The organism is Micromonospora sp. NPDC049240, from assembly GCF_040647835.1.
In the GTDB taxonomy this organism is placed as follows: domain Bacteria; phylum Actinomycetota; class Actinomycetes; order Mycobacteriales; family Micromonosporaceae; genus Micromonospora.
Map to the genome: position 1 here is coordinate 24,197 of NZ_JBEZCX010000010.1, position 18,825 is coordinate 43,021.

Consider the following 18,825-nt stretch of genomic DNA (forward strand, 5'->3'; position numbering starts at 1 on the left):
GACCGGGTGCGAAACCGGGGAGAGCACATGCGTCGTCGGATCGTCGCGGCCGCCGTGGCCGTCCTCGCGATCGGGTTGGGCGCCACCGACGCCCGCGCCGACCGGCAGCCCACCGCCGCCCCCGACCGGCCCGCCGTCGAGACGGCGCCGCAGCCGGACCTGGTCGACCTGCGCCCGGCCGACGTGGAGCGGCACGTCAGCCGCCCCCGGCGGCCGGCGACCGGCTACGACCTGACGAACCCGCAGGTGGTCGCCACCGGGTTGGTGGTGCCCTGGGGGCTGGACTTCCTGCCCGACGGCAGTGCCCTGGTCGCCCAGCGGGACCCGGGCACCATCCTGCGGGTCCGCCCCGGCCGGCCCGCGCAGCAGGTGGCCCGGATCGCCGACGTGGTCGCCGGCGGCGAGGCGGGCCTGCTCGGGCTCGCCGTCTCCCCCACCTACCGGCGGGACGGCTGGGTGTACGCCGCCTACACCACCGCCACCGACCTCCGCGTGGTCCGGTTCCGGCTGGCCGCCACGCCGGTCCCGCAGGTGCTGCTCAGCGGCATCCCCCGGGCCACGTTCCACGACGGCGGGCGAATCGCGTTCGGCCCCGACGGGCTGCTCTACGCCGGCGTCGGCGACGCCGGAGTCCCGGCCCGCGCCCAGGACCTGACCAGCCGCAACGGCAAGATCCTGCGGATCCGCCCGGACGGCGGCGTGCCGGCGGACAACCCGTTCCCCGGCTCGCCGGTCTACAGCTACGGCCACCGCAACGTGCAGGGGCTGGCCTGGGACCGGCACGGCCGGCTGTTCGCCACCGAGTTCGGGCAGAACACCTGGGACGAGGTGAACCGGATCGTGCCGGGCGGCAACTACGGCTGGCCGATCGTGGAGGGCGTCGCCGGCGACCCCCGCTTCCGGGACCCGGTCGTGGTCTGGCCGCCGGCACAGGCGTCCCCGAGCGGCGCGGCGTTCGCCCGGGGCACGCTCTACGTGGCCGCGCTGCGCGGTACCCGACTCTGGGCGGTGCCGGTCGACCACGACGGCACGGTCGGCGTACCGGTGGCGGAGCTGGTCGGGACGTTCGGCCGCCTGCGTACCGTCGCGGTCGCCCCGGACGGCGCGCTCTGGGTGACCACCAGCAACCGCGAGCCGCGCAACGTCCCACCGGCGGCCGACGACGACCGCGTCCTCCGCTTCCCGCTCACCCACCGCCAACCCACACCCTGACCCAGCGGTACGCGGACAGCCGCCCACGGCGTCAGCCACGCGCCCGCGCCCAGGCCAGGAAGCGGCGGTGCAGGTCCGGCACATGGTCCGGGTTCAGCCGGGCGAGGTGTTCGTGCGCCTCGGCCATCAGGCCGCCCAGGTGGAACAGCAGCCCGACGCGGTCACCCCGGTACTCGACGAGCAGCGACAGCCGCGCCGGCTGACAGGGCCACTCCGCGCCGCAGTTGCGGCACCGCCACAGCGGGCGCGTGGGCACGTGCGGCACCCGTCGGCGACCCGTCACCATCGGCCTCCTGGTGGTTCGTGTGGAGGGGGCCGCCCGGCGAATCGTCGGAACCGGGCGGCCCCGGGCTGGAACCCGCCCGCGCCCGTCTGCGGCGAGCGGATCCGCCTACGTGACAGTCTGCTGAGCACACCGCTACGGTCGGAAGGCATCGAGCCTGGTCACGAAGCCCCTGTGCGGGCGCGGGACGGTCAGCGGATGCCGAGTGCACCTCGGATCAGATCTGTGGAGGAACTGTGGCAGAGCCGACAGCGGAGTTGATCCGGGCACAGATCCGCCGGCTGCGGAACGCGGCCGGTCTCAGTCAGGAGGAGTTCGGCAGGCTGGTGCACTACTCCGCCTCGATGGTGTCGGCCGTCGAGACCGGCGGCCGTCCGTACGATCGCCTCTTTCTGGCACGCGCCGACGAGGTGCTGAACTCCGGCGGCCTGCTTGTCGCCCTGCTCAAGATTGCCGAGCGAGACGGTCTGCCGTCGTGGCTCAGGCCGTGGCTCGACGCGGAGCGCAGCGCTCGACAGCTTCGGTGTTTCCATCCGACGCTCATCCCGGCCCTACTCCAGACCGAGAACTACGCCCGCGCAGTCATTCGGTGCGACGGTCTGCTCACCGACACCGAGGTGGATCGTCGGGTGACGGCGCGGATGGATCGCCAGGACGCGCTGCGACAGGAGAACCCGCCGCAGCTCGTGGTCGTGTTCGACGAAGGCGTGTTGCACCGACCCGACGAGAGCTTCCGGGGCCTGCTGTCCCAGCAGATCGAGCACCTGATCGCATGTGCGGAGCGTCCGCACATCAGCATCCACGTCCTTCCACTGCACGTCGGGCTGCACATCGGCATGTCCGGTCCGTTCACCCTGGCCCGAGGCGAGGAGGGCGGCTGGGTCGCCAGCATGGAGTGTCAGCTCACCACGAGCGTGATCGACGGCGATGCCGACGTGGCTACTCTTCTGTCACGGTGGGAGATGATTCGGAGCGAAGCATTGCCCCGCCGGCAGTCGATCGAACTCCTGAAAGAGGTGGTGACGTCATGGATCTGAGCGACGCGACCTGGCACAAGGCGACCCGCAGCGGCAACACGGACTGCGTCGAGGTGGCGGCCAACCTGCCGGGCGTGGTGCTGGTACGTGACACGAAGGACCGCGACGGCGGCACCCTCCACGTCACCCCGTCATCGTGGCGCTCGTTCATCACCCTGACCCGGCAGTTCCCCACCGCCCCCTGATCGCGGAACCCACAGGGTCCACCGCCGCGTCGGTGGAACGCCATGGCTGTCTCAGGCACGTTTTGACAGCCATGGCGTTCCACCGGCGTCGACCAACCGACGCACCGCTCCCACGTGGCGGACGATCCCTCTCGCATGCCGGGAGTCGAAGAGATCTTGGAAGGAAGGTGCCCCTCCAGGGGCCATCTCCTTCCAAGATCTCGGCCGGGTCGGCTCAACCCGCCCACCCTTCCGGACGACAAGCGGGTGATCATGAGGTTGACGGTGGTTTGGAGATCCACAACTGCCGCCAACCTCATGATCGACGCCGAGGGGCCGAGGGCCGAGGGGGCGGGTGCCGGGGTGTTGGTCAGGAGGGTGGGGTGGGGGTGTCGGCGGGCAGCTCCTCGACCGTTCGGCGGGGGCCGGTGAACCAGGTGCGGGCCGAGGCGTACCACCAGATCGCGACGCCGAGCAGCACCCCGCCCACCGCCAGCGGCGCGTAGTTCACCGCCGTCCAGGAGAAGTCGGGATGACCCGGCACGCCGGCCGGGACGATCGGCAGCACGAAGTAGACCGAGATGACGGCGATCTCCACCACCGCGATCCAGCCGAGCAGCCGGTAACGGCGGCCGAGCGTCCACGGGCCCGGGACGAACCGGTCCCCCATCCGCAGCCGCAGGAAGATCGGGATGATGAACGACAGGTAGAGCCCGATCACCGCCACCGACACCACCGCGTAGAACGCGACCGGGATGCCGCCGCGCTGGTAGAGCGCGGGCAGCGTGAGCACCAGCCCGGCCAGCGTGGCGCCGATGATGGCGTTGACCGGCGTACCGTTGCGGTTGACCTTCGACCAGAGCCGCCAGCCCGGCACCGCCCGGTCCCGGCTGAACGCGTACGCCATCCGCGACATCGAGGTCACGCAGCTCATCCCGCAGAAGAACTGCCCGATGGTGGAGATGATGATGACCACCTTGAAGAAGAACGGGGTCAGCGCCGTCTCGAAGATCGCCCCGGAGAAGCCGCCCGCGGAGTTGATCGCGTCCACGTCGGTGGCGGCGAACAGGAACGCGAGCAGCAGGATCCAGCCGCCGACGGCGGAGTAGAAGATCGACCGCCACAGTCCCTGCGCGGCGGCCTTGGACGCGCCCCGGGTCTCCTCGGAGACGTGCGCGCAGGCATCGAAGCCGGTGATCGTGTACTGCGTGAGCAGGAAACCCAGCGGCAGCACGTAGAACCAGAACGTCAACCCGCCGGTGTCCCCGTCGCCGAAGCCGGAGTTGTTGAACCGCTCGGTGAACACGAACTGGAAGCTCTGGTGCTCGTCCGGAACCAGGACCAGGATCAGCACCACCACGGCCGCGCCGGCCACGTGCCACCAGACCGAGACGTTCTGGAGTACGTCGATGATGCGGTGCCCGTAGATGTTGATCAGGCCGTGCAGCGCGAGGATCACCACGAACAGCCCGAACGTCTGCTGGCCGGTGCCGGCCCAGCCGTCGACGAGCGCCGACAGCGTCAGGTTGAGGAACGTGGCGCAGCCGTAGTCGACCGAGGCGGTGACCGCGACCAGCCCGATCAGGTTGAGCCAGCCGGTGAACCAGCCGTGCACCGGCCGACCCATGGTCGCCGCCCACCAGTAGATCCCGCCCGCGGTCGGGTAGGCGGAGACCAGCTCGGCCATGCAGAACCCGATGACCAGGATGAACATCGAGATCAGCGGCCAACCCCAGGACACGGCCACCGGGCCGCCGTTGTTCCACGCCTGACCGAACGTGGTGAAGCAGCCGGCCAGGATCGAGATGATCGAGAACGAGATGGCGAAGTTGGAGAAGCCGCTCCACTTGCGGCGCAGCTCCTGTTTGTAGCCGAGTTCGGCGAGTCGTCGGGCGTCGTCGTCCATCGGCTGCTCGGCGGTCGGCGCGGGCGTCGTGGCCACTGCACACCTCCTCGGGCGAGTGCTCGCAGTCTGCTCCCGCCGATCAAGGTGGTCAATACGCGTACCGGTTAAATGCGTTGTCCCGGCTCCCGGACCGGGGCATCCTTGGAGCTGTGACCAGGCCCGACCCGACGGGCCGGCACCGGGCGCTCGGCAACGCCCGGTCCGCGGCGGCGCGCGGCGTCCACCTCTCTCTCACTGAAGTACGGCCTCTCGCCGTACCCCCGGACGCCCGCGCCGCCGCTCCCTCCCGACCCGACGGTCACCATCAGCCCGGGAAGGCCACGTCTCTCGAACCGGCGCAGGGGCCCTGGTTGTCGACACGTATACAACGTTGTAAATTGACAGGTGTCCACCCCGACCGAGGAGGTAATCCTGGACTGCGCACTGGCCTTCGATGCCACCTACGCCCCGCACGCGGCGGTCGTGATGTCCACCGTCGCCGCCCAGATGCCGACCGAACCGCTGCGGTTCTGGCTGGCCGCCGACGACGACGTCACCGAGCAGGCCCGGGCCTCGCTGACCCGGGCGGCCCGGCACGCCACCGTCACCTTCCTGACCGTGGACCCGCCTCCGATCCGCCTGCCCGGATCCCGCGAGCCCCACCTGAGCTACCTCTCCGCCGCCATGTACCTGCGGCTGCTGATCCCGCACTCCCTGCCCCCGGGCGTCGACCGGCTGCTCTACCTCGACTCCGACGTGCTCTGCACCGGCTCCCTGGCGCCGTTGCGCGACGTCGACCTGGGCGACACGCCGGTCGGCGCGGTCCGGGACGCGTTCACCCGCCGGCTCATCGACAACGGCGGCCTGCCCGGCATCTACGGCTACCGGGACCTCGACGCCCAGGCGCCGTACCTGAACTCCGGGGTGCTGCTCATCGACGTGCCACGGTGGCGGGAACTCGAGATCACCGCCGCGGCGCTCGACTACATCGCCCGCCACGCCCACGAGGCGCGTTTCCCGGACCAGGACGCGCTCAACCACGCGGTCTACGGCCGGTGGACCCGGCTCCCCAAGCGCTGGAACCACATGATGGCGTGGCGGCTCGACCCGACCGTCGGCGGGAGCATCACGGACGCGTCCATCATCCACTTCGCCGGCCCGGTGAAGCCCTGGCATCCGGCCTTCCCGGACGGCGTGTTCCGGCAGCTCTACCGCAGGCACCGTCGTCGCACCGATCTGGTCACCGCCCGGCCCCGGGCGGGATCACTCACCGCTTCCCGCCGGTGACGAACGCTTCGCCCCAACCCTGACCAGGACCGCCGCGCGGTGGCGGGTGTCGTGCCTCAGGCGAACAGCAGGCCCGCCACCCAGAGCGCGGCGATCACCATGCCCGCCATGAACTCGACGAGCATGGACAGGCCGGCCGCCTTGAGCGCCTGCACGGTGGCCGGCCAGGCCAGCCGGTTGCTGCCCAGCCGCAGCAGCTCCGCGCCCCAGATCCCGGCGATGAAGCCGATCGGCAGCCCGACCACCGGGATGACGAAGAACCCGACCACGCCGAGCAGCGCGCCGGCCAGCAGCGACCGGGTGGGCACACCGGTGCGCTTCAGGTTCCGCCCCGGCCAGAGGTACTTGACCACGGTGCCACCGGCGGCGACCACGGTCGCCGCGGCGAGCACCGCCCAGCGGCCCGGGCCGGCGTCGCCGAACAGCGCCCACACCAGCACGCCGCCCCAGCACAGCGGCAGCGCCGGCAGGCCGGGCACCACCACGCCGGCCAGCCCGGCCAGGATCGCCAGCGCGGCGACCACCGACACCACGGCCTGCGAATCGGTCAGACTCACGAGTTCTCTCTTCTCTGCGCGGGCGGTGCGTAAACCGAGATGTTAAGCGGGGGCCCCTTCTCTAGCGGAGGCGTTGAGCGGGGGCCCTTCCTTACCCCGCCAGGCGGGCGCGGATGGCGTCGGCGGGCATCGGGGCGCCGAACCAGCGGCCCTGGCCGGTGTCGCAGCGCAACGCCCGCAGCCGCTCGGCCTGCACCTCGGTCTCCACCGCCTCGGCCGTGACCGACAGCTCCAACGCGTGCGCCAACCGGACCAGCGCGTCGACGATCCGCTCGTCGCGGTGGTCGGCGACCGCGCCGTCACCGCGGATGCCCTCGACGAACGGGCCGGCCAGCTTCACGCAGTGGATCGGCAGCCGGCGCAGGTACGCCAGGTTCGAGTAGCCGGTGCCGAAGTCGTCGATGGCCAACCGCAACCCGAGGTCGGCAAGCTGGTGCAGGGCGCGCAGCGGCTCACCCGCGCTGCCCATCACCGCGCTCTCGGTCAGTTCGAGCTGGAGCAGCTCGGCGGGGAGGCCGGTGTGCTGCAACGCCTCCGCCACGGTCTCCACGATGGCCGGGTCGTCGGCCTGCCGGGCGGCCAGGTTGACGCTGACCACCGGCTTCGACTCACCGAAGGCGCGCCGCCACGACTCGGCGTCCCGGCACGCCTGGCGCAGCACCCAGGCGCCGAGCCGGACGATCAGGCCGGTCTCCTCGGCCAGGCCGATGAAGCGGTCCGGCCCGAGCAGCCCCAGCTCCGGGTGCTGCCAGCGGACCAGCGCCTCGACCGCCACCATGGTGCCGTCCAACAGCGACACGATCGGCTGGTAGTGCAGCACGAACTCGCCCCGGTCCAACGCGGCGGGCAGGTTGGCGGCCAGCGCCGACCGGGCGATGTCGGCGGCGCTGCGCTCCGGGTCGTACACCGCCCAGCGGCCCCGCCCCTCGGCCTTGGCCCAGTAGAGCGTGGTGTCGGCGGCCTTCATCAACTCGCCGGCGCTGGTCTCCGCCGCCGGGCAGTCCACGATGCCGATGCTGGCCGAGACCGCGAGCTGCTGGTCGGCGACGTGCACCGGGGCGGAGACCGCCGCGAGCGCCAGCTCGGCCACCTCCACCGCGTCGTCGAGACCGCCGCCGGAGTCGACCAGGATGACGAACTCGTCGCCGCCCATCCGGGCCACCAGGTGCCCACGGCCGGCCACGCAGTCGCTGAGCCGTCGGGCGATCACCTGGAGCAGCCGGTCACCGAGGTCGTGGCCGAGGCTGTCGTTGACCGCCTTGAACCCGTCCAGGTCGATGAAGCAGAGCCCGACGCGCTGCTCGGGCCCGGCCGCGGCGAAGACGCCACCGAGCGTCTCGAAGAACAGCGTCCGGTTGGGCAGGCCGGTCAGCGGGTCGTGCAGCGCCTGGAAACGCAGCCGCTGCTGCAACTCGTACCGCTGGGTGATGTCCTCGATCATGGCGACGGTGAACCGGGGGCGGCCGTCGTCGTACCGGATCAGCGACACGGCCAGGTCGGTCCAGACCACGCTGCCGTCCTTGCGGTAGTAGCGCTTCTCCACCCGGGCGCTGTCCCGCTTGCCCTCGACCAGCTCCTGGTAGAGCTCCCACATGCCGGCCGCGTCGTCGGCGTGGGCCAGCGCGGACACGTTCATCTGCCGCATCTCCGCGACCGTGTAGCCGAGCATGTCCGCGAAGGACTGGTTGACCTCGATGATGTGCCCGTCCACACCGGCGATGCCGATGCCGATGGCGGCGCCGGTGAAGACCGCCCGGAACCGCGCCTCGCTGTCCCGCAACGCCTGCTCGACGGCGTCCCGGGCCTGCCAGGCGGAGCGGGCGATCCGTTCCTGCTGGCTGAACACCCGGTCCCGCAGCGCCCGGCTGAACCCGGCGGCGACCGCGCCCTGCAACGAGGCGATCCGTTCCCGCAGCTCGGGCAGATCCTCGCGGGCCGGCAGCACCCAGGGCAGGAACCGGTCGCCGAGCGCCTGCACCGACCAGTCGAGCACGCCGGGCTCGGTCAGGTGCGCCTCCACCAGGGCCTGCCCCACCTCCTCCGCCGGTCGGGCGGAGAAGGCGGGCGCCCGCAACGCGCGGGCCAGCCGCTCGGTGAGCGACACCAACAGGCGCTCGGTCTCGGCCGCGCTCAGCGGCACGAAACCGATGCGCCGCACCGCCCGGGCCCACTCGGCGGCGTACGCCGTGGCGCCGGGACGGCTGAAGTCATCCCCGACGGGCTCCGGGGCGGGCACGTCGGCTCACCCGGCAGCGCGGTCGTACCGGGCGACGCCGCCGAACGCCCCGAAACGTTCCGGGTGCTCGTCCACGTCCGAGGGCGAGTCGGGCCGCCAGAGCGGCATGTGCACCACACCCGGTTCGAGGATCGTCCAGTCACCGAAGAAGCCGGTGATCTCGGCCCGCGAGCGGAGCGTGATCTCGGTGGCGGTACGCGCCGACAGCCGCTGCGCGTCCAGCATCTCCTGCGGCTGGTCCTCGAAGGTGGAGTGCGAGACGACCAGGAAACTGCCCGGCGCGGCGGCGGCCCGCAGGGTGGCCAGGATGTCGGCCGGGCGGTCGGCGTCCGGCACGAAGTGCACCACGCCGGCGAGCAGGATGCCCAGTGGCCGGTCGAAGTCGATCAGGCCGCCGGCTCGGGCCTGGTCCAGGATCAGCTTCGGCTCGCGCAGGTCGGCCAGGAGCGCGGTGGCCCGGTCGTTGCCGGCCAGCAACTCGTGGCTGTGCGCCACCGCCACCGGGTCGATGTCGACGTAGACGATCCGGGCCTCGGGGTTCGCGGCCTGGGCGACCTCGTGCACGTTGCCGACGGTGGGGATGCCGGAGCCGATGTCGAGGAACTGGTCGATGCCGGCGTCGAGCAGCACCCGCACCGCCCGGCGCAGGAACTCCCGGCCGGAGCGCATGGTGGCCGCCAGGTTCGGCGTCATGGCCGCGATCTGCTCGGCGAGCTGCCGGTCGATCTCGAAGTTGTGCGCCCCGCCGAGGAAGTAGTCGTAGACCCGGGCGGCGCTGGGCCGGCTCAGGTCGATCCCGGCGGGAGGTCCGTCCGACGTCTGCATCGTGCGATCTCCCCGGTCGTCACCCGCCTGGTGCGGCGGATCATGTGGTCCAGCCCACTCTATGCGCGCCGGACCGGCAACGGGAGATCCACTTCTGGCGATGCCGCCGCTCGCGCTCAGCCGGCCGACTCCAGCAGCAGCGAGATGCCCTGCCCGACGCCGACGCACATGGTGGCGAGGGCCCGCCGACCACCCCGGCGGCGCAGCTCCAGCGCGGCGGTCAACGCCAGCCGGGCGCCACTGGCGCCGAGCGGGTGGCCCAGCGCGATGGCCCCGCCGTTCGGGTTGACGTGCTCGGCGTCCTCCGGCAGGCCCAGCTCACGCAGCACCGCCACGGACTGCGCGGCGAACGCCTCGTTCAGCTCGATCACGTCGACGTCGGCCAGCGTGAGGCCCTGGCGGTCGAGCAGCTTCCGGGTCGCCGGGACCGGCCCGATCCCCATGATCCGTGGCGGTACGCCGGCCGCCGCCGCGCCGCGTACCCGGGCCAGCGGGGTGAGGCCGTGGCGCTCGACGGCGGCCGCGGAGGCGACCAGCAGCGCCACCGCGCCGTCGTTGACGCCGGAGGAGTTGCCGGCGGTCACCGTGCCGCCGGCGCGGAACGGGGTGGGCAGCGCGGCCAGCTTCTCCGGCGTGGTCTCCCGCGGGTGCTCGTCGACCTCGACGAGCTTCGTCTCCCGCTTGCCGGCCGGCACGGTCACGCCGACGATCTCCTCGGCCAGCCGGCCGTCGGCCTGCGCCTTGGCGGCCCGCTGCTGCGAGCGGTACGCGAACGCGTCCTGCGCGGCGCGGTCCACGCCGAACTCGGCGGCCACGTTCTCCGCCGTCTCCGGCATCGAGTCGATGCCCCAGCCGCGCTCCATCAGCGGGTTGACCAGCCGCCAGCCGATGGTGGTGTCGTAGACCTCGGCGGTGCGGGCGAACGGCGTGGTCGCCTTGGGCATCACGAACGGCGCGCGGCTCATGCTCTCCACGCCGCCGGCCACCACCAGGTCGGCGTCCCCGGCGACGATGGCGCGGGCGGCGGCGGCGAGCGCGTCCAGGCCGGAGCCGCAGAGCCGGTTGACCGTGCTGCCCGGCACCTCCGCCGGCAGGCCGCCGAGCAGCGCGGCCATCCGGGCCACGTTGCGGTTGTCCTCGCCGGCCTGGTTGGCGCAGCCGAGGATCACGTCGTCGGTGCGGGCCCAGTCGACCGACGGGTGCCGCGCCACCAGCTCGCGGATCACGTGCGCGGCGAGGTCGTCGGGGCGGACCCCGGCGAGGGCGCCGGCGTACCGGCCGATCGGGGTGCGGACTCCGGCAACGAGGTAGGCCACGGTCATCGCGCGCACGTCCTTCGGGGGTGGGAAGGGGTCGGTCGGCGGCGGCCCGGCGGGTCGCGCCGGGGTGCCACGGCGCCAGGATATCCGCGCCCGGAGCGGATAGGTTGGCGGCATGGCCGGGGCCCAGTTCAGCGCAGAGACCAGTGGCGGCGGTTCCTTCGTCCGCCAACCCAACCGGTTCACCGGGCGGGTCACCCCGCACTCCACCTCGCCGGCCGGCGGCGGGCCGGACGAGCAGGGCCGCTGGCCGCTGGAGCCGGGCCGGTACCGGCTGATCTGGTGCCGGGCCTGCCCGTGGGCGCACCGGGCCCGGATCGTGCGCGGCCTGCTCGGCCTGGACGAGGTGATCTCGCTGGGCACCGTGGACCCGATCCGGGACGAACGGGGCTGGCGGTTCGCGCTGGACCCGGACGGCTTCGACCCGGTGCTGGGCGTCGGGTTCCTCTCCGAGGCGTACCTGGCCACCGACCCGGACTACACCGGCCGGGTGACCGTGCCGGCGCTCGTCGACACGCTGACCGGGCGCGTGGTCACCAACGACTACCCGCAGCTCACGCTCGACCTCTCCACCGAGTGGCGGCGGTTCCACGCACCGGACGCGCCGGACCTCTACCCGGTCGAGCTGCGGCCGGAGCTGGACGCGCTGATGGCGGAGATCCATTCCGACGTCAACAACGGCGTGTACCGGTGCGGCTTCGCCACCTCGCAGGCGGCGTACGACGAGGCGTACACCGCGCTGTTCGCCCGGCTGGACGCGCTGGGCGAGCGACTGGCCGGGCAGCGCTACCTGATGGGGGACGCGATCACCGAGGCGGACGTGCGGCTGTTCACCACGCTGGTCCGCTTCGACGTGGCGTACCACGGGCACTTCAAGTGCAACCGGCAGAAGCTGACCGAGATGCCGGTGCTGTGGGCGTACGCGCGGGACCTGTTCCAGACGCCGGGCTTCGGCGAGACGGTGGACTTCGACCACATCAAGCGGCACTACTACGCCACCCACGACATGATCAACCCGACCCGGATCGTGCCGCTCGGTCCGGACCTGGCCGGCTGGACCACGCCGCACGGGCGTGGCTGAGCGCGCGTCGCGCCGGGTCGCCGCCGCCGGGGCCGCCGCCTGCGTGCTGGCCGGGGCGGTCGCGGTGACGGTCGCCGTGGTCGCCGGTCCGGGCCCCGGCCCGACCGGGTACGTCAGCGAGGCCGGTGTCGCCGACAGCGGGTACGCCGGGGCGTACCGGATGGGGATCTTCACGCTGGCGGCGGCGCTGCTGCTGCTCGCCGGCGCGCTGCCGGCGGTGGCGCGGGCGGCGTCCGTGCTGCTCGGCGTCGGCGCGGTCGCCACCGTGCTCTCCGGCACGGTGACGTGCAGCGCCGGCTGCCCGCTGCCGCCGTTCGAGGCCGCCACGGTGGCCGACCTGGTGCACGGCGGGGCCAGCATCGCGGCCACCGCGGCGGTGGTCTTCGCGATGGTGGCGCTGGTGTGCTGCCCGGCCGCGGGCGCGGCGCTGCGGCGGGTCGCCGCGGTCGGCGCGGCGCTGGCGCTGCCGCTGGCCGGCGCGGTGGGGCTGGCCATGCTGCTGGTCGGCCGGGGCACGCTGGTCGGCGTGCTGGAGCGCGTGCTGCTGGGAGCAACCGCCGCGTGGGGCCTGACCACCGCCGTGGTGCTGGTAAGGAAGGGCCCCCTGTTAACGCCTGGGCGATAGAAGGGGCCCCCGCTAACCGACGGGTGTTAAAAAGGGGCCCCTCCTTCGGCAGGACAGGTTGTAAGGGGCGTCACGGGGAACGGTCCTTCCGGCGGGGCGGGTGCGGGAGTAGCGTGGTTCGGCGATGACCAATGTCTGGTGTCTCACCGAGCGCCTGTACGTCGACCTCCGACGGCAGGCCAGCGGCGTCTGTCCGGCGTAGCTCCGCTCCCGACGCCCGCCCTTCCCTCTCCAGACCTTGGACCCGTCCTCATGGCTTCCGCCCTGCGCAAGATCCCTTTTTCCGTGCAGATCCTGCTCGGCCTCGTGCTCGGCGTGGCGCTGGGCTTCCTCGCCCGCGCCAACGACCTCGCCTGGCTGACCAGCACGCTCGACACCGTCGGCGGTCTCTTCGTCCAGCTCCTCAAGCTGGCCGTGCCGCCACTGGTCTTCACCGCCATCGTGGTCAGCGTGGTCAGCCTGCGCGGCGTCGCCAACGCCGCCCGGCTGGCGCTCAAGACGCTGCTCTGGTTCGGCATCACCGCGCTGATCGCGGTGAGCATCGGCATCGGCCTGGGCCTGCTCACCGACCCCGGTCGCGGCGTGAACCTGGACCCGGCCGGCGCCAACGCGCCGAAGACCACCGGCTCCTGGATCGACTTCCTCACCGGCATCGTGCCCACCAACCCGGTCGGCGCGTTCGTCGAGGGCAACGTGCTCCAGATCGTCTTCCTCGCCCTGGTGGTGGGCGCCGCCGCGCTGCTGGTCGGCGAGCCCGCCGAGCCGTTCGTGCAGCTCAACCGCTCGGTCCTGACGATCGTGCAGAAGGCGCTGTGGTGGGTCATCCGGCTCGCCCCGATCGGCACCCTGGGCCTGATCGGCAACGCCGTCGCCTCGTACGGCTGGGACCTGCTGGCCCCGCTCGCCAAGTTCACCACCGCCGTCTACGTCGGCTGCGCGCTGGTGATGTTCGTGGTCTACCCGGTGCTGCTGGTCGCCGCCGGCCGGCTCAACCCGCTGCGCTTCTTCGCCGGCGCCTGGCCCGCCATCGAGCTGGCCTTCGTGTCCCGTTCCTCGGTGGGCACCATGCCGGTGACCCAGCGTGCGGTGGAGCGCCTCGGCGTCCCCCGCGAGTACGCCTCCTTCGCGGTGCCGTTCGGCGCCACCACGAAGATGGACGGCTGCGCCGCGATCTACCCGGCGCTCGCCGCGATCTTCGTGGCGCAGGTGTTCGGCGTGGACCTGGGCGTCACCGACTACCTGCTGATCGCGTTCGTGTCGGTGGTCGGCTCGGCCGCCACCGCCGGCCTGACCGGCGCGATCGTGATGCTCACGCTGACCCTGAGCACGCTGGGCCTGCCGCTGGCCGGCGCCGGTCTGCTGCTGGCCATCGACCCGATCCTGGACATGATGCGGACCGCGACGAACGTGGCCGGACAGGCCGTGGTGCCGACCATCGTGGCCGCCCGCGAGGGCACGCTCGACCGGGCCGCGTACGACTCGGCCGGCCGGCGCGACCTGATCGAGCCGGTCGAGCCCGCCGAGCGCGAGAACGAGCGGCTCGCCCCCGTACCCGCCTGATCCACGCCCGACGGGTGCGTTCCCGGCCGGGGACGCACCCGTCGCCCTGACCGGAGGAGAACCGCATGAGCGCCCTGTTCACCCCGCTCGCCCTGCGCGGCGTCACACTGCCCAACCGGATCGCGCTGGCGCCGATGTGCCAGTACAGTGCCGGGCCCGACGGGCTGCCCACCGACTGGCACCGCGTCCACCTCGGTTCCCGCGCGGTCGGCGGGGCCGGGCTGGTGCTCACCGAGGCGACCGCGGTGGTGCCGGAGGGGCGGATCAGCCCGCAGGACGTCGGGCTCTGGTCCGACGCGCACGTCGACGCGTGGCGGCCGGTCACCGCGTTCGTCGCCGGCCAGGGCGCGGTGCCGGCCGTGCAGCTCGCGCACGCCGGGTTCAAGGCGTCGACGTACCGGCCGTGGGCGGAGCGGCGCGGCGGCGTGCCGGACGCCGAGGGCGGCTGGACGCCGGTCGGCCCGGGCGTCGACCCGTTCGTCAGCGACTACCGCACCCCGACCGCGCTCGACGAGGCCGGCGTCGCGGCGGTGGTGGACGCGTTCGCGATCGCCGCCGGGCGGGCGGTGGACGCCGGCTTCGCCGCGGTGGAGATCCACGCGGCGCACGGCTACCTGCTGCACGAGTTCCTGTCCCCGCTGACCAACCGGCGCACCGACGGCTACGGCGGGGACCGGGCCGGCCGGATGCGGCTCACCCTGGAGGTGGCGCGCGCGGTCCGCGCCGCGGTCGGCGAGGCGGTGCCGGTGCTGACCCGGATCTCGGCCACCGACTGGACCGACGGCGGCTGGACGATCGAGGACAGCGTGGTGCTCGCGGGCGAGCTGGCCGCCGCCGGCGTGGACCTGGTCGACGCGTCCTCCGGCGGGGCGGCGGCGAAGGCGTCGATCCCGGTCGGCCCCGGCTACCAGGTGCCGCTGGCCGCCCGGATCCGCCGCGAGGCGGCCGTGCCGACCGGCGCGGTGGGCCTGATCGTCGAGCCCGAGCAGGCCGAGCAGATCGTGGCCGGCGGCGAGGCCGACCTGGTGCTGCTGGGCCGGGAACTGCTGCGCGACCCGTACTGGCCGCGCCGCGCCGCCGCCAAGCTGGGCGCCACCCCGGCCTGGCCCGACCAGTACGCCCGCGCGTTCTGACCACGCCGGGCCCCGACCCTTGGGCGGGTCGGGGCCCGGCGGTCAGCCGGCCAGGTGGTTCCAGCGGGGTTCCAGGTCGGACCACGCGCCCTGGTCGGCGACCACGCCGTCGACAAGCACCACCACGTGGTCCGCGCGGACCAGTGCGGCCCGCTTGGCGGTCGAGCCGACCACGGTCACCCCGTGCTCGCGCAACGCCGCCCAGAGCGCCAGCTCCGTGGTCACGTCCAGCGCCGACGACACGTCGTCCGCGACGAGCAGTTCGGTACGCGGGGCGAGCGCCCGGGCCAGCGCCAGCCGCTGGAGCTGGCCGCCGGAGAGCCGGGTCCCTTTGTGCCCGATGAGCAGCCCGAGCCCGCCCCCGGCGGCGGCCAGGTCGTGGTCGAGCTGGGCGGTCGACACCGCGCTCGCGGCGTCGACCGGGTGGCCGAGCGCGATGTTCTCGGCCACCGTGCCGGAGAGCACCCGGGGTAGCTGGCCCACGTAGCCGACCTGGTTGGGGCGCAGGAACAGCTCCGGCTCGGTGACCGGCTCGCCGTTCCAGCGCAACGCGCCGACGTGGTGCACGATCCCGGCGAGCGCGCGCAGCAGCGACGACTTGCCGGCCCCGACCGGGCCGACCACCAGCACCAACTGCCCGCGTTCGACCACCAGGTCGACGTCGCGGACGGCGAGCGTGCCGTCGGAGTGCAGCGCGCCGAAGCCGGCCAGCTCCAGCCGGCGCAGCGGGTGCCGGGGCGGCGGTTCCGGCGCGGGCGCGGTGCCGGCGACCAGGTCCAGCCCGGGCACCGGCTCGGAGTAGTTGGCCGTCCCGGTCATCGCCACGGTCCGCCGGGTCCACACCCGGGCCGACGGGTACTGCGAGACCAGCGCCGCGGTGGTCCACGCGAACCAGCGGGCCGCGCCCAGCGTGGAGACCGCGACCAGGGTGGCGCCGGCGGAGAGCCCGCCGGTCAGGTAGAGCGCCCAGGCCCCGATCGGCAGCAGCCCGCTGACGACCGCCGGGGTGGAGCGGGCCCACACCTGCATGGCGATCTCCCGGCGCTGCCGCTCGCTGCGCACCGCGTCCAGCCCGGCGAGGTGGGTCAGCACCGGCCGGGTGGCACCGGCCAGCTTCACCGTGCGGGCGGCGGAGAGCGCGGAGACCAGCGCGGTGGCGAACGCGGCGCGGGCGGCGACGGTGCCGGCGGCGGTGCGTTCCAGCCGGGGCCCGAACAGCGTCGCCGCCAGCCCGGAGACCACCATCGTGCCGACGAAGAACAGCGCCGGCACGAAGCTGCCGGTCACCAGCGTCATGGTGAGCACGATGGCCAGCGAGATGAACTGGTCCATCAGGTTGTCGGCGAGCTGCACCACCCGGTCGGTGTCGCCGCCCTGCGCGACCACCTCGGCCGGGGTGTGCCCGCTGACCCGGCGCGCGCCGGTCTGCCCGTGCACCAGTCGGGCGCTGATCCGCAGCATCTGCCGGATCCACCACTGCGGGAACCACAGGTTGGTGAGGTAGGGCAGCGGCAGCACCAGCAGCAGCGCGGCGGCGATGCCGAGCGCCGGCAGCCACGGGTCGCCGCCGGCGACCAGCTCGGCCCAGAGCCAGGGCAGCACCGAACCGTCCAGCCCGAGCAGCGTCATCACGACGAACATGGCGACCGCGGCCAGGCCGTACCGGGGATCGTTCAGGCCGAGCCGGAGGATCTCCCGCATGGTCCGCGCGGGCGGCGCGGGCGGCGCCGGCGGCGGTTCGGCGCGCGGCATCCCGGCGCGACGCGGCGCGGGGGCCGGCGCCACGACCGGAGCCGCCTCGTCGGCCCAGCCGGGCGCGTCGAGCAGTTCCACGCCGCCGCGCCGCGCGCCGGTGCCCGCGTACGCCCCGGCGTGGCTGGTGGCGAGCAGCTCGGCGAAGCGGGCGGACTCGCGCATCGGGCCGGCCTCCAGCACCGCGCCGTCGGCCATCACCACCACCTCGTCGCAGCGGCGCACCGAGGAGAGCCGGTGCGCGATGACGATGCCGATCCGGTCGGTGAGCAGCCGCTCGGTGGCCTCGCGGACCCGGTTCTCGGTGACCGGGTCGAGTCGCGCGGTGGCCTCGTCGAGGATCACCACGTGCGGGTCCCGGACCAGGATGCGGGCGAACGCGACGAGTTGCTCCTGGCCGGCGGAGAGCACGTGCCCGCCCTCGCCGAGCCGGGTGTGCACCCCGTCGGGCAGCTCGGCGATCCAGCCGGCCAGGCCCAGCTCGGCCAGTGCCCGCTCGGCGGCGTCGAGCAGCTCCGGGTCGTGCAACGCGACGTTCTCGGCGAGCGTGCCGGCGAGGATCTCGGTGCGCTGGGGCACCACGGCGATCCACCGGCGCAGCTCCTCGACGTCCAGGTCGACCAGGTCGGTGTCGCCCAGGAAGACGGTGCCACGGGGCACCTCCACCGCCCGGGTGAGCACCTTGGCCAGCGTCGACTTGCCCGAGCCGGTGCGCCCGACCAGCGCGTACGAGCGCCCGCGGACGAAGTCGAGCCGCACGTCGCGCAGTGCCGGGCCGCGCTCCTCGCCGGCGACCGGGTAGCGGAAGGTGAGCCCGCGCACGCTCAGGTCGCCGTCGGTCGGGGCGGCCCCGCCGGCCGGCTCCTGCCGCGCGCCGGCCAGCAACTGCACCCGGGCCCACGCGCCGAACGCCTGTTGCAGGTGCGGCACCCAGCGGGCGATGTGCTCGACGGTGGCGCCGAACGCGATGGCGAGCAACCAGACGGCGGTGAGCCGGGCGGCGTCGACCCGCCCGGTCGACAGCGCCCACGCGCCGGCCAGCACCACACCGGCGATGCCGGCCCGGACGCCACCGGCGGCCACCGAGGTGACCCGGGCGGAGAGCCGGAACACCCGGCCGCAGCGGGCGACCACCTCGGCCGCGCGGCGGGCGTAGAGCCGCAGCACGTACGGCCGGGCCAGGCTGGTGCGCACGTCGTCCTGCCCGTGCACCGCCTCCTCCATCACGGCCGCGAGGTCGGACCAGGCCTCCTCCTCGGCCATCCGGGCCGGGGCGATGCGGGCGGTGGGCCGGCGCAGCACGACCGCGAGCAGCGTGGTGAGCAGCACCATCCCCACGCCGGCCGGCCACCAGACGACGAGCGCGCTGACGGTGGCGAGCACACAGACGGCGATGCCCTGCGCCAGCCGTACGCCGGTGTTCCGCATCTCGGCGGCGACCTGGTAGACGTCGTTGTCGATCCGGTCGAGCAGCTCGCCGACCGGCGTGGTCTCCAGGGCCGGCAGCTCCTGCCCGAGCGCGACCCGGCAGAGCCGGCGACGCACGTCGGCGGACCAGTCGGCGGTGAGCCGGGCCATGATCAGCCCGATCAGCAGGTCGGTGACGACGGCGGCGACCAGCGCCACGGCCAGCGCGACGAACCAGCCGGACGAGCGGTGCACGAGCACCGGCCCGGCGAGCGCGGAGGCGGCGGCCTGGCCACCGGCGCCCAGCACGATCAGCAGCAGAACGGCCGCCATCCGCCGGGGCGCGGTGGCCCAGAGGTCTCGGAGCAGGCGCATAGGACGGTCCTCCGGACTCGGACGGGTGGGGGCGGTGCACCCAGCCTTCCCGTCGGCCCGGCGTGGTTCAACCGAATTACCGCGTTC

At 73.5% G+C, this 18,825-nt stretch carries 15 protein-coding genes; 8 read left to right on the forward strand and 7 right to left on the reverse strand.

Translation table 11 applies throughout. The features are described from left to right. Positions 1-27: 27 nt before the first annotated feature. Complete coding sequence (locus tag AB0B02_RS16760) at positions 28-1,212, forward strand: PQQ-dependent sugar dehydrogenase (RefSeq protein ID WP_281935589.1); 1,185 nt, start codon at positions 28-30, stop codon at positions 1,210-1,212. Positions 1,213-1,243: 31 nt separating this feature from the next. Here AB0B02_RS16760 and AB0B02_RS16765 read toward each other — a convergent pair whose 3' ends face one another. Then, the gene (locus AB0B02_RS16765; RefSeq protein ID WP_308447815.1) at positions 1,244-1,468 is read right to left on the reverse strand and encodes a flavin reductase; all 225 of its coding nucleotides are present in this window, start codon (positions 1,466-1,468) and stop codon (positions 1,244-1,246) included. Between the two features lie 263 nt (positions 1,469-1,731). On the opposite strand from AB0B02_RS16765, the gene AB0B02_RS16770 reads away from it, so the two are divergent. Then, the gene (locus tag AB0B02_RS16770; RefSeq protein ID WP_357301023.1) at positions 1,732-2,532 is read left to right on the forward strand and encodes a helix-turn-helix transcriptional regulator; all 801 of its coding nucleotides are present in this window, start codon (positions 1,732-1,734) and stop codon (positions 2,530-2,532) included. Then, the gene (locus AB0B02_RS16775) at positions 2,523-2,717 is read left to right on the forward strand and encodes a DUF397 domain-containing protein (RefSeq protein ID WP_281935593.1); all 195 of its coding nucleotides are present in this window, start codon (positions 2,523-2,525) and stop codon (positions 2,715-2,717) included. The genes AB0B02_RS16770 and AB0B02_RS16775 overlap by 10 nt, the downstream gene beginning before the upstream one ends. A gap of 349 nt (positions 2,718-3,066) precedes the next feature. Here the strand turns inward: AB0B02_RS16775 and AB0B02_RS16780 are convergent, their stop codons facing one another. Further along, positions 3,067-4,638: an amino acid permease gene (locus AB0B02_RS16780; RefSeq protein ID WP_281935595.1), complete on the reverse strand. Its 1,572-nt coding sequence runs from the start codon at positions 4,636-4,638 to the stop codon at positions 3,067-3,069. A gap of 348 nt (positions 4,639-4,986) precedes the next feature. On the opposite strand from AB0B02_RS16780, the gene AB0B02_RS16785 reads away from it, so the two are divergent. Then, positions 4,987-5,868, forward strand: a complete 882-nt coding sequence (locus AB0B02_RS16785; RefSeq protein ID WP_281935597.1) for a glycosyltransferase family 8 protein — start codon at positions 4,987-4,989, stop codon at positions 5,866-5,868. 56 nt (positions 5,869-5,924) lie between these two features. On the opposite strand, the gene AB0B02_RS16790 is transcribed toward AB0B02_RS16785, so the two are convergent. The 4 genes from AB0B02_RS16790 to pcaF form a co-directional block, all read right to left on the reverse strand. Next, positions 5,925-6,425, reverse strand: a complete 501-nt coding sequence (locus tag AB0B02_RS16790) for a DUF456 domain-containing protein (RefSeq protein WP_107156000.1) — start codon at positions 6,423-6,425, stop codon at positions 5,925-5,927. Positions 6,426-6,516: 91 nt separating this feature from the next. Continuing rightward, positions 6,517-8,661 carry an EAL domain-containing protein gene (locus AB0B02_RS16795; RefSeq protein WP_357301027.1) on the reverse strand — a complete coding sequence of 715 codons (2,145 nt, stop codon included), beginning with the start codon at positions 8,659-8,661 and terminating at the stop codon, positions 6,517-6,519. A gap of 6 nt (positions 8,662-8,667) precedes the next feature. Next, the gene (locus AB0B02_RS16800) at positions 8,668-9,486 is read right to left on the reverse strand and encodes an SAM-dependent methyltransferase (protein ID WP_281935601.1); all 819 of its coding nucleotides are present in this window, start codon (positions 9,484-9,486) and stop codon (positions 8,668-8,670) included. Positions 9,487-9,602: 116 nt separating this feature from the next. After that, on the reverse strand, positions 9,603-10,808 hold the full coding sequence (gene pcaF, locus AB0B02_RS16805) for a 3-oxoadipyl-CoA thiolase (protein ID WP_357301030.1): 1,206 nt from the start codon (positions 10,806-10,808) through the stop codon (positions 9,603-9,605). A 112-nt stretch (positions 10,809-10,920) separates the two neighbouring features. Between pcaF and AB0B02_RS16810 the strand changes: the two genes are divergently transcribed. From AB0B02_RS16810 to AB0B02_RS16825, 4 genes are all read left to right on the forward strand, one after another. Continuing rightward, entirely contained in the window at positions 10,921-11,886 is a 966-nt protein-coding gene (locus AB0B02_RS16810) for a glutathione S-transferase C-terminal domain-containing protein (RefSeq protein WP_357301032.1), read from the forward strand. Beyond that, positions 11,879-12,511, forward strand: coding sequence for a DUF998 domain-containing protein (locus AB0B02_RS16815; RefSeq protein ID WP_357301034.1), 633 nt, complete (start codon positions 11,879-11,881; stop codon positions 12,509-12,511). Before AB0B02_RS16810 ends, AB0B02_RS16815 begins: the two co-directional genes overlap by 8 nt. A gap of 264 nt (positions 12,512-12,775) precedes the next feature. Then, a complete protein-coding gene (locus tag AB0B02_RS16820; RefSeq protein ID WP_281936275.1) occupies positions 12,776-14,071 on the forward strand; it encodes a dicarboxylate/amino acid:cation symporter in 1,296 nt (431 codons plus the stop codon). A 65-nt stretch (positions 14,072-14,136) separates the two neighbouring features. Next, a complete protein-coding gene (locus AB0B02_RS16825) occupies positions 14,137-15,204 on the forward strand; it encodes an NADH:flavin oxidoreductase/NADH oxidase (protein ID WP_357301036.1) in 1,068 nt (355 codons plus the stop codon). Between the two features lie 42 nt (positions 15,205-15,246). Here AB0B02_RS16825 and AB0B02_RS16830 read toward each other — a convergent pair whose 3' ends face one another. Continuing rightward, positions 15,247-18,738 (reverse strand): ABC transporter ATP-binding protein/permease, encoded by a 3,492-nt coding sequence (locus AB0B02_RS16830; RefSeq protein ID WP_357301038.1) that lies wholly within the window; start codon positions 18,736-18,738, stop codon positions 15,247-15,249. Positions 18,739-18,825: the final 87 nt, after the last annotated feature.